Annotated in this window: 10 protein-coding genes and 1 pseudogene; 6 read left to right on the top strand and 5 right to left on the bottom strand. The window is 29.6% G+C overall.

Going from position 1 to position 10,589, the window contains the following annotated elements; all coding sequences use genetic code 11:
• From EPJ72_RS13080 to EPJ72_RS09955, 4 genes are all read left to right on the top strand, one after another.
• The coding region (locus tag EPJ72_RS13080) for an IS3 family transposase (protein ID WP_158636897.1) at positions 1-202 on the top strand (202 nt) is incomplete at its 5' end.
• A gap of 181 nt (positions 203-383) precedes the next feature.
• Positions 384-2,333, top strand: coding sequence for a methionine--tRNA ligase (metG, locus tag EPJ72_RS09965; protein WP_147732011.1), 1,950 nt, complete (start codon positions 384-386; stop codon positions 2,331-2,333).
• 23 nt (positions 2,334-2,356) lie between these two features.
• Complete coding sequence (locus tag EPJ72_RS09960; protein ID WP_147732010.1) at positions 2,357-3,127, top strand: cell division protein FtsQ/DivIB; 771 nt, start codon at positions 2,357-2,359, stop codon at positions 3,125-3,127.
• Positions 3,128-3,142: 15 nt separating this feature from the next.
• Positions 3,143-3,547: an A1S_2505 family phage non-structural protein gene (locus tag EPJ72_RS09955; RefSeq protein ID WP_014933831.1), complete on the top strand. Its 405-nt coding sequence runs from the start codon at positions 3,143-3,145 to the stop codon at positions 3,545-3,547.
• A gap of 428 nt (positions 3,548-3,975) precedes the next feature.
• Here EPJ72_RS09955 and EPJ72_RS09950 read toward each other — a convergent pair.
• Positions 3,976-4,919, bottom strand: a pseudogene (locus EPJ72_RS09950) (TDT family transporter).
• A 147-nt stretch (positions 4,920-5,066) separates the two neighbouring features.
• Here EPJ72_RS09950 and EPJ72_RS09945 point away from each other — a divergent pair.
• The gene (locus EPJ72_RS09945; protein WP_147732009.1) at positions 5,067-5,405 is read left to right on the top strand and encodes a hypothetical protein; all 339 of its coding nucleotides are present in this window, start codon (positions 5,067-5,069) and stop codon (positions 5,403-5,405) included.
• 36 nt (positions 5,406-5,441) lie between these two features.
• Positions 5,442-6,188: a class I SAM-dependent methyltransferase gene (locus tag EPJ72_RS09940; RefSeq protein ID WP_147732008.1), complete on the top strand. Its 747-nt coding sequence runs from the start codon at positions 5,442-5,444 to the stop codon at positions 6,186-6,188.
• Positions 6,189-6,267: 79 nt separating this feature from the next.
• Here the strand turns inward: EPJ72_RS09940 and EPJ72_RS09935 are convergent, their stop codons facing one another.
• The 4 genes from EPJ72_RS09935 to EPJ72_RS09920 all read right to left on the bottom strand — a co-directional run bounded on the left by EPJ72_RS09935 (position 6,268) and on the right by EPJ72_RS09920 (position 10,497).
• The gene (locus EPJ72_RS09935) at positions 6,268-7,422 is read right to left on the bottom strand and encodes a cyclically-permuted mutarotase family protein (protein WP_147732007.1); all 1,155 of its coding nucleotides are present in this window, start codon (positions 7,420-7,422) and stop codon (positions 6,268-6,270) included.
• A 34-nt stretch (positions 7,423-7,456) separates the two neighbouring features.
• Positions 7,457-8,989, bottom strand: a complete 1,533-nt coding sequence (locus EPJ72_RS09930) for a sodium:solute symporter (RefSeq protein ID WP_147732006.1) — start codon at positions 8,987-8,989, stop codon at positions 7,457-7,459.
• A 68-nt stretch (positions 8,990-9,057) separates the two neighbouring features.
• Positions 9,058-9,522, bottom strand: a complete 465-nt coding sequence (locus EPJ72_RS09925) for a YhcH/YjgK/YiaL family protein (RefSeq protein WP_147732005.1) — start codon at positions 9,520-9,522, stop codon at positions 9,058-9,060.
• 78 nt (positions 9,523-9,600) lie between these two features.
• A complete protein-coding gene (locus tag EPJ72_RS09920) occupies positions 9,601-10,497 on the bottom strand; it encodes an N-acetylneuraminate lyase (RefSeq protein ID WP_147732004.1) in 897 nt (298 codons plus the stop codon).
• Between the last annotated feature and the right edge of the window lie 92 nt (positions 10,498-10,589).

The following is a 10,589-nucleotide window of genomic DNA, read 5'->3' as shown; positions in this document are numbered from 1 at the left end:
AAGAGTACACGGCATAGACGAAAGAGAATTTTATTCACGATTAAATAAAAATATAACTGTAGAATTATTAAGAGAAAAATTAAAAGAATATACACATTTTTATAACAATCAAAGATTGATTTCTTCGTTAGGGTATATTACAATCAAAGAAAGAATCGAAAATATTATAGCAAGTAAAAGTACAATATCTATGGCTCCATGACAATACAAAAAATAATTTTTAATATACTAAATAATTTTATACTTAAAAATGCAAACTTAATTATTATAGAATTCTAATATAATTTTAATATATATAATAGGTATATATTAAAATTTTATCTTTACAAAAAGCATTTATTTTAGTATAATTGTCTAAACATAGTTTTAGGGAGAAATAATAAATGACAGACAAAAAATTTTATATCACAACTCCAATATATTATCCTTCAGATTATTTACACATAGGACATTGTTACTGCACTATAGCAACAGATACCATGGCAAGATATAAAAAAATAATGGGGTATGATGTTTATTTTTTAACAGGTACTGATGAACATGGAGAGAAGATTCAAAGAAAAGCAGAAGAAGCTAAAACCACTCCCAAAGAATATGTTGATAATATTGTAGATGCTACAAAAAAATTATGGAAAAGACTTCATATAGATTATAGTCATTATATAAGAACAACAGATGATTATCATGAAAGAATAGTACAAAATATATTTAAACAGCTTTATGATAAAGGATATATTTACAAAGGCTCATATAAAGGTCTTTATTGTGTAAGTGATGAAGCTTTTTTTACAGAGAGTCAGGTTATAAAAAAAGATGATGGAAAATGTTATTGTCCTGATTGTGAGAAAGAATTAGAGTATAAAGAAGAGGAATGTTATTATCTTAAACTTTCTGAGTTTGGAGATTGGCTTATAAATTATTATAAAGAACACCCTGAGTTTTTAGAGCCAAAAGAGAGACAAAACGAGATGCTTAAAAACTTTTTGCTTCCCGGTCTTGAAGATTTAGCTGTTACTCGTAAGGGGTTAAAATGGGGTACACCTTGCCCCATAGATAATGAACATAGCATATATGTATGGATTGATGCTTTATCAAACTATATTACAGCTTTAGGATATAGTGAAGAAGATGAGCTATATAAAAAATATTGGCCTTGCGATGTTCATTTTGTTGGTAAGGAGATTGTTCGCTTCCACGCTATTATATGGCCTATAATGCTTAAAATGCTTGATATACCGCTTCCTAAAAAAGTGTTTGGTCATGGCTGGGTACTTTTTGACGATGGTAAGAAGATGAGTAAGAGTAGGGGAAATGTTGTTGATCCTAATGCTTTAATAGATAAATATGGAGTTGATGCTTTAAGATATTTTCTTATGAGAGAGATTAATTTTGGGGCTGATGGATTTTATTCACAAGAGCTTTTCTTAAAGAGAATTAATAGTGATTTAGCTAATGATTATGGTAATTTGTGGCATAGAATTACTACAATGCTTGGAAAATATTTTGACGGTGTTCTTCCAGAAGAGGTTGAGAGTGTTTATTCTGACAGAGAGAGAGAATTAAAAAAGGCAGTGCTTACTTTAGATGCTAATGTAGAATCTGCTCTAGACTCTTTTAAATTTCAAGAGGCTTTGTTTAACATTTGGGAAGTTATAAAGATGGTAAACAAATATGTTGAAGAGAGTGCACCTTGGAATCTTGCTAAAGATGAAAGTAAAAGAGATCATTTAGCTAATGTTATGTATATATCTTTTCAGGCATACTATATAGTAACAGCTTATTTACAAATATTTTTTGTAGAAACTCCTAAAAATGTATTTAATAGACTTGGTCTTGGAGATAGTGTTCCTTTGGAAGATGCTAAGAAATGGGGTTCTTTAAAGGCTGGAATAAAGATAGAAAAAGGAGAGCCTTTGTTCAATAGATATGATATAGAAAAAGAGATAGGTGCTTCTTCTGAGGAAAATAAAAAAGAAGTTAATCCTCCTAAAGAAAATAAACATAAACCATACATAGAAAAAGAAGATTTTGAGAAGTTAGAATTATTGACTGCTACAATAGTTGTTGCTGAAAAGGTTGAAAATGCTGATAAACTTTTAAAGTTTGTAGTTGATATAGGCGGAGGCGAGCAGAGAGTAGTTGTATCATCTATAGCTGAGTATTATAAACCAGAGGAGATGGTTGGAAAGACTGTACTTTATCTTGCTAATTTAAAACCTAAAAAGTTTAGAGGTGTTAATTCACATGGTATGCTTCTTTTGGCAGATAATGGAGATACTCTTTCTCTTATGGTAACAGAAAAAGGTTTTAAATCTGGATGCGAAGTTAATTAAAAATAAGTAAATTAAAATAAAAAATGAAAAATAAAACTTTTAATGAAAGCAAATTAAGAAAAAAGCTTCAAAAAAATAAATTAAATCAAAAACAAAAAAAATTAATTAAGAAAATAGTATTATATTTTTTAATAATAATATTTACTTTGGGTATTGGTTTTGTTTTTAATAGAGCTAAGGTTTTGAGAGTTGAGATAAGGGGGCTTAAATTAATAGCACCAATTACTGTAATAGAAGAAGCTAATTTGAGCGATTATAATAATAAAAGTTTATTTTTTATACCCAAAAAAGAAATAAAACAAAGAATAGAAAATAATATTAGACTTCAAGTAGAAAGCATAAAAATATCTTTTCCAGATTTATTAATCATAAACATTAAAGAGAGAGAGACTTTATTTTTAGCAGAATCTCAAAATGGCATATACGAAATTACTGATGACGGATATATTATAAGAAATTCATCTATTTATAATTATGATGTACCTTATATTACGGGTTTAACCATCACTTCAACAAATGAAAAAATAGAAAATGATTATACAAAATATTTAAGAAGTGTTTTATATGAGTTAAAAACTAACAATTATGATATATATAATCTTATTTCAGAAATAAATGCTTTTGGAAAGGATTTAATACTTTATCCGAGAGGCTGTCAGGTTCAGGTAATATTAGACAAATATGTCACATCTAGTAAATTTGTTGATCTTGCTGCTATATTAAAAACAGTGCATGATCAAGCTACTTTAACTTACAAAATAGATTTTAGATTTAATGAAGCTATAATTAATTAATTAGGATTTATATTTATGAGAGTATCAGCAAAACATATTGATAAATTAGAAGACGATGAAGTTTTTGTATTTGGAAGCAACACTGAAGGCATGCATGCAGGGGGAGCTGCAAGAATGGCTATGAATTGGGGAGCTATATATGGAAAGGCTTTTGGTCTTCAGGGTAAAACTTTTGCTATTCCTACGGTTGATTATACGAGAAGCGGAAAGATGAGTATTGATGAAATAAAAAAGTATGTCGATGAGTTTTTAGATTTTACTATAAAAAACAAAGATAAAAAATTTCTTGTTACAGAGATAGGCTGCGGCATAGCGGGATTTAAAGTATCAGAAATAGCTCCTTTATTTAGAAAGGCATTAGAATATAGTAATGTATATTTGCCAGAGAGATTTATTAATTATTTAAAAGAGAATAATTAGTATATTAAAAATTTTTAAGTTTTTTATTTGTGGTGGCTTTGCCATCTGCGAAGCGTGCCCAAATGGCGAAAACTTTGACGAAGTCCGCACCGCGTAGCTGCAGGAAAAGAACAACAAAAAATTATAGAAAATAATAGTTTTAATATATAGCAAAAATTTTTGACTCTTTTATTTTAATTATTTGCAGGGCTTTGCCCCGCACCCCAGTTCTTTTATTGGTATAAAAGAACCAAAAGAACTGCATTTTTATTATAAATTTTATAATTTAATTGTACATTAAAAGGCACTCCCCCGCACGACTAAGAAGTTATAATTAAAGCATACCATTACCGTGCGGCAAGGTGGTACAGCTCGTACGCGGGAAAAAGTTGAATAAAATAAAAAATTATAAAAATTAAATATTATAACAAAACACAATCAATTATATTTTATTCCTTATCCTTTATAACATTGAAATGTATAAAAGACATCATATTTAAAAATACATATAATATCATCAAACTAGCAATTACAAGCTCTATTATAGCAACATATCTCCATATATAATAATATTCTGCATCAATAGATTTTGAATAGTTAGCAAATTTTAAAAGAGCCTGTGCACCTATTGCAAGAGTGAAAGTGTATGCTGCAAATAACGGTATAAACTTTATTCTAAAAGCTTTTATTAAAGACAAATAAACTTTAAATGTTGTAATTAAACCTAATGCTAAAAACAAATTAAGTATAGCAGTGTTGTATGTTTGAAATGCAGTTAAATATCCGCATAAACATAAATTAGCAGGTGCCCCCATTACAGCGAAAGCAGGAAACTTATCTTCAGCTAAAGGTTCATGGAATATAATTCTATAAAAAATAAAAGGAAACATTATTATATATATAACCATTCCTATATAGACAATAGCTTGTGATAAAGTAGGAAAGCCCATAGCACTTCCACTGACAGAAGCTACAACTATACCAATAGGCAGAACAAACCAGCTAGTCACCATATTATGTCTGTCTTTTAAGTTTATTCTATGAGCTATAAAAGTAATTGCAAATATTGTATGTATAACTATAGCTATAAGCCACATAGCAATACCAAGCGGTCTTATAAATTGTACTACAGAACTAGATATTACCATAATTGCCATATCTAAAGTAGGTATTGTACTTCCTGCTACTGGGTGCTCTAATTCTTTAATAAATGCTTTGAAAGATGAAAATATTTTTGTGATTATTGTAAGTATTAATACAGATGATATTAAAGCTCCAATGTATGCAAAAAGTATTTTTTTCCTGTAAATATAGTCCAAGCGTTGAATATACCGCCTACGCCAAGTGCTAAACCTGTGAGGGCTGTAGGCATTTTGTTTATTTTGTTTATCATAATAAAATTAAAAAAGAATTTATAATAATTCTTTGCTCCTTATATTGTGCGAAAATATTATATATTAAAAAACAGAAAAAATCTATTTAAATAATTGCTATAAATATATTATTATATTAGTATATGTTTAAGGAGAGTTTGTAAAAAATGAAAAAATTAGTTTTCTTATTATTATCTTTAAGTATCATAATAGGGTGTAGTAATTTAACTGACAATATATTAGGAATAAGCAAAAAATATGAAGGCACTTGGATTTGCACTGAAGGTGAACTTAATGGAAAAACAGTAACAATTAATTCTGACGGTTCATTAAAATATGAGAATATTACTATTTCTGCAGCCCTTATTACAAAACATAGCGATGACCATTATTCTGCAAGCACAACATTTGCTAATCAAACTTTCTCAGTTGATCTTGTGTTTACAAGTGACAGCAGTGCTAATGTAGAGGCAGACGGAAAAAGCGGAGTTTTTACAAAGCAATAAATACACAATAATATAATCTAATAACAAGGTCTTTATATGGATTATACAAAATTAAATTCTTTAGCTATAGATAAATGGGTTGAAGATGGTTGGGAATGGGGCATTCCTATTACACATGAAAAGTTTTTAGAAGCTAAAAATGGTAAGTGGGATATGCTTTTAACTCCAACTAAAAATGTTCCTAAAGAATGGTTTGGAAATTTAGAAAATAAAAATGTGTTGGGGCTTGCATCTGGAGGAGGTCAGCAGATGCCAATATTTGCAGCTTTGGGAGCTAAATGCACATTAATAGATTATTCTCAAAAACAGATAGATAATGATGTGTTTGTAGCAAAGAGAGAAGGTTATAGTATAAATGCTATAAAATATGATATGACAAAAAAAATCCCATTTGAAGATGAGAGCTTTGATTTGATTTTTCACCCTGTTTCTAATTGTTATGTAGAGAATGTTTCGCATATATGGAGTGAATGCTATAGAGTGTTAAAAAAAGACGGAAGGCTTATGTCTGGTCTTGATAATGGAATTAACTTTTTGTTTGATGAAGATAGTAAAGAGATTAAATATAAACTTCCATTTAATCCATTAAAGGATAAAAAATTATTAGATGAATTATTAAGTAAAAATGACGGTATTCAATTTTCTCATACTATTGAAGATCAGATAAGAGGTCAATTAAAGTGCGGTTTTAAGTTGATTGATATTTATGAAGATACCAACGGCGAAGGAGTTCTCCATGAATATAATGTTCCCACCTTTTGGGCTACATTGTGTTTGAAGTAAATTTTTAATGCATTAAAAAAAGGGTTCTATCTTTTATAGATAAAACCCTTTAATAAATTACTAATTTTATTAATTATCTTTATTTAGCCATTATAGTGCCTACATACATTTTGTCTGTTCTAACACCCGGCTTAATTTCTCCGTTAATAGAATATATTTTATTTCCTATTAATATTAAACCTTCACCGCAAGGAGCATCAAATGGAACATCTCCTATTGTTTTCCAAGTATTAGATTCGCAGTTATAAATTAATATTTTGCTGTTCCAATCAAACTCATAAGGGTCAGCACCAAAATAACCAGCTCTAAATTGAGACAATGCCGTACCTTGAAGATTACCTAAATTATAAACAGCATTATCATAGATAGCTTTATTGAAACCGCCTATAACGAGCATTTCTGTTTCATTAAGCTTAACTGATACAGCACCAAGCAAAGATATTCCTTCATTGTTAAGAGCCACATCAGAAACAGCTTCCCAAGTATTATTAGCAAAATCATATTTATAACCATCGGTATAAGCAGTAGCATCGCCTCCGCTAAATACATATATATTGCCGTTTAGTAATTGTGCAACAGCTTGAGTTCTGCTTGCTTGATTAGGTACAGGAGCTAATTCTTTTGTCTCTTTTGTAGCTAAATCATACTCATAAACTTTGTCGCTTCCTTTTCCTGCTTGTTTACCAGTGATAATATATAATTTATTGTCTTTATAAACAGCAACACCATTTTGTAATGTGAAAGGTAAATCGCCTATTTTTTCAACATTTAATTTATTATTTTTTAATGTGATAAACAATATATCATCATCAGCCTCAGGATTTGAAGAGCCTCCGATATAATATATACCATTTGTAGTAGTGATAGAAGCACCATATCCTAATTCGTTTTCCCAATTAATATGCTCAACAACTTCTAATACACCGTTTTTATCTTCAAGCATATAAATATCAGAATAACTTTTTTTAGCTCCGCCGTTAAGTACAGATTCTTCAGGGAAGTTAGCTCCTCCTCCAACAACAATATATTTATTTTCTAAAGAACCATATAACAAACCAGCAGTACCGATATTTTTATCCATTCCTGTTTGAGCAGGCAAATGTCCGCCCATCTCCCAAACTATTTTTTTATCAGTTTTAGAATCTAATACATTTGCATTATTGCTAGTAGTATTACTACTATTCGAACAGCTAACAGCAAATATAGTAGATAATATCAAACATAATTTTTTCATTTTGTTTCCTTAAAATATATAAATAATCTAACTATTATTTTTGATTTTTAATAGTAGTAGAATAAGTTAAGCCTTTTATTTTCTCTTCGCTTGGTCTTCCAAAGAAGAAAGAAGATATAAAAGATACTATTACGCTAGAGCCTATAATTATAAATGATAACATAAACTCAAAGATTTTTGGTTTAACGTAACCAGGTATAAACTTAGTAAGCATACCAGCAGGGTTGCTGACATAGAATGCAATTATTACAGAAACTATAAAACCAATCCATACAGCTTTAGATTCTACTTTATCAAAGAATATACCGATTAAGAATACTCCAGCTATAGGACCGCCCAAAAGACCAGTAATAGCTTGGAAGTACAAGAACATATCGCCTTGACCATTATATATAAAGTAAATAGCAAGTAGTGTACTAAATATACCAACTATCCAGCTTGAAACTCTTGCAAATTTAAGTTTGCTTTTGTCTGCCATTCCAGATTTGAAATATTCTAAAATATCAGCAGTCATACAAGTAGAAACAGAGTTCAAACTAGATGATACAGTGGATTGAGCAGCAGCAAATATAGCAGCTATTACAATACCAGATATACCAACAGGCAAAGCATTTACTATAAAGTATGGAAGTATAGCATTACCATTAATGTTTTCTGGTAAAGCAGCTTTGAAATGGAAGTAAATATATAAAGCAGAACCCATACCTATAAATATTACAATACTAGTACAAAGCAAAGGAACGTTCATAAATAAACTTTTTTTAGCCTCATGTTCATCTTTGTTTGTAGCATATCTTTGAACTATATCTTGGCTGCCCACATAAGAATAAATAGAGTTTACAAAACCGCCCACTATCATAACCCAAATACTAGATTTAGCTAAATCTAAAGAGAAGAAATCAGGGCTTATAATTTTACCGTCATCAGCTAAAAGTTTGAAACCTTGTCCTAAACCTTCAGGAGCAGAAGAGAAACCTACTATAATTACTAAGAAAGCACCCAAAAGAAGTACAACAGTTTGTATAGCATCAGACCATAATACAGCCTCAATACCTCCCATAGATGTATAAGCAACACAGAATATTGATACTATAATAGTTATCAACACTGGGTTTAATGTTGGCACAACTTGTTGTATAGCTAATGTAGGAAGATAAATTACTATAGCCATTCTCACAACGTGAAAAAGTATAAAAGTTAAACTGCCAACAAGTCTGAAAGAATTATCAAATCTTCTTCCTAAATATTCATAAGCAGTAGTAACATTAACTCTTCTAAAGAAAGGTACAAAAGTATATGCTGCCCATAATACCATCAAAATTATTCCTAAAGGAGCCATACCAAGCAGCCAGCTATTATTGTAAACAGAAGCAGGTATAGCAATAAACGAAATAGATGATAAAGCAGTAGCATAAATACTCATTGCTGTTACCAAAGCAGGAACTCTTCCTCCAGCTTTGAAATAATCATCTGTAGATTTAGTTCTTTTAGCAAAGAACATACCAATAAAAAACATTACGACAAAGTATAGCCCTATGACTATCCAGTCAAACCAATGCCAAGCCATATAATTTTCTCCTATTTATTAAAATATTTGTTTATAAAAAGTTAATTCTTTTTAAGAAAGCATAGTTATTAAGCTTTGTATGGTACTTTAACTATAGCTTTTCTAACATGATTTTTACCGCTTTTTGGAGGAAGCCCTACTCTATGAGCGTCGTAAGGAAGAAGTATAAGTATTTCTCCTGGAGATAAAGTTAAACGAAGAGTTCCTTCACCTTCCCAATCATGATAGTCGGTTTCTTCATCATAAGTTTTTGGCTTTAATGTTGAAGTATTTGCTATAATAAAATCTTCAGAACCTTCAAAAATTATTTGAACATCTACATATTTTAAATGTGATTCCCAAGGAGGATTATCTTTGTTATCATATTCTGTAACATTGATAAAAGCACCCTCGCATATCTCTTTGTCTAGCAGATGTTTTCCATTAGGGAGTTTTTTCAAATCCTCATAATGTTCTCTAATATAGTTTTTAGCTTTCCATATAGCATCATGAAAGTTTTGATTAAACTCACTTTTTATTGGTTTTAATATCATAATACAATGTCCTTTTAAAAATTAATTAAAAATAAGAGTGCTGATTTTTTTATTTACTGCAGCACTCTAAAAAATATATTATAGTTTAGATAAATATTTATCAAACATATCTTTTAATACTTTTTTCTCTGATTTGCCAAGCGGTTTTGAACCCATAGGTGCTCTGCAATAAGAAACAGCTGAAGAATCATAGAAAGTAATACATTCTTTAAGTGCCGGATATATACCTACACTTAGTAAAGTTTTAATTATATCATTCATATCATGCTGTATTTTTAGAGCTTTAGATAAATCTTTAGCCTCAACAGCATCTACTACCTTTCTTGCTAAAGGACCTTGTATATTGTATGTAGAACCAATTCCAGACCTTAAACCATAAGAAGCATATGCTATTAATAATTCATCAAAACCAGCCCACATCATTTTGTCTGGGAATTTTTGTATTAATCTTTCTAATAAGAATAAATCTGATGAAGTATATTTTATTCCCATAACTCTTTTATCTTCAAAAAGTTTTCCAAAGTCATCTAATGATATGCTGTTGTTTGATAGGCTAGGCAAGAAATATATTACCAAAGGAATTTTATTTGTTGCCTTTAGAATAGTGTTATAATATTTGCTGATATCACTAAATGAAAATGGATAATAATATGGAGTAACAGCTGATATTAAATCATATCCTAACTCTTCTGCCTTTTGCGCCATTTCACAAGCTTCATTAAGATTTAATGTACCTACATGTGCTATTAGAGGTATTTTTCCATTAACTTCTTCTTTTGTAATTTCAAGTACAGCCATTCTTTCGTCTTTAGACATTAATAGCCCCTCTCCAGTAGAACCTCCGACATATAAGCCATTAACTTTCATACGGTCAATATTATGTCTTACATATTTCCTCAATACTTTTTCATCTAATTTTCCATTTTTGTTAAATGGTGTCATTAGAGCTGATAATATACCTTCGCATTTATTCATGCTTAACTCCTTTTTTGTATTAAATGAATTTATATATTCAATACATAACATATAGTATATTTCATTATTTATGTTTTATCAACACTAAAATA

Source organism: Brachyspira pilosicoli (assembly GCF_008016535.1).
Lineage (GTDB): Bacteria > Spirochaetota > Brachyspiria > Brachyspirales > Brachyspiraceae > Brachyspira > Brachyspira pilosicoli_A.
This window is presented reverse-complemented; position numbering and strand designations above follow the sequence as displayed.

What these genes read in the sequence shown, in the direction of transcription:
- metG (WP_147732011.1), top strand. Translation starts at nt 384, where the DNA reads ATGACAGACAAAAAATTTTATATCACAACTCCAATATATTATCCTTCA.
- EPJ72_RS09960 (WP_147732010.1), top strand. Translation starts at nt 2,357, where the DNA reads ATGAAAAATAAAACTTTTAATGAAAGCAAATTAAGAAAAAAGCTTCAA.
- EPJ72_RS09955 (WP_014933831.1), top strand. Translation starts at nt 3,143, where the DNA reads ATGAGAGTATCAGCAAAACATATTGATAAATTAGAAGACGATGAAGTT.
- EPJ72_RS09945 (WP_147732009.1), top strand. Translation starts at nt 5,067, where the DNA reads ATGAAAAAATTAGTTTTCTTATTATTATCTTTAAGTATCATAATAGGG.
- EPJ72_RS09940 (WP_147732008.1), top strand. Translation starts at nt 5,442, where the DNA reads ATGGATTATACAAAATTAAATTCTTTAGCTATAGATAAATGGGTTGAA.
- EPJ72_RS09935 (WP_147732007.1), bottom strand. Translation starts at nt 7,422, where the DNA reads ATGAAAAAATTATGTTTGATATTATCTACTATATTTGCTGTTAGCTGT.
- EPJ72_RS09930 (WP_147732006.1), bottom strand. Translation starts at nt 8,989, where the DNA reads ATGGCTTGGCATTGGTTTGACTGGATAGTCATAGGGCTATACTTTGTC.
- EPJ72_RS09925 (WP_147732005.1), bottom strand. Translation starts at nt 9,522, where the DNA reads ATGATATTAAAACCAATAAAAAGTGAGTTTAATCAAAACTTTCATGAT.
- EPJ72_RS09920 (WP_147732004.1), bottom strand. Translation starts at nt 10,497, where the DNA reads ATGAATAAATGCGAAGGTATATTATCAGCTCTAATGACACCATTTAAC.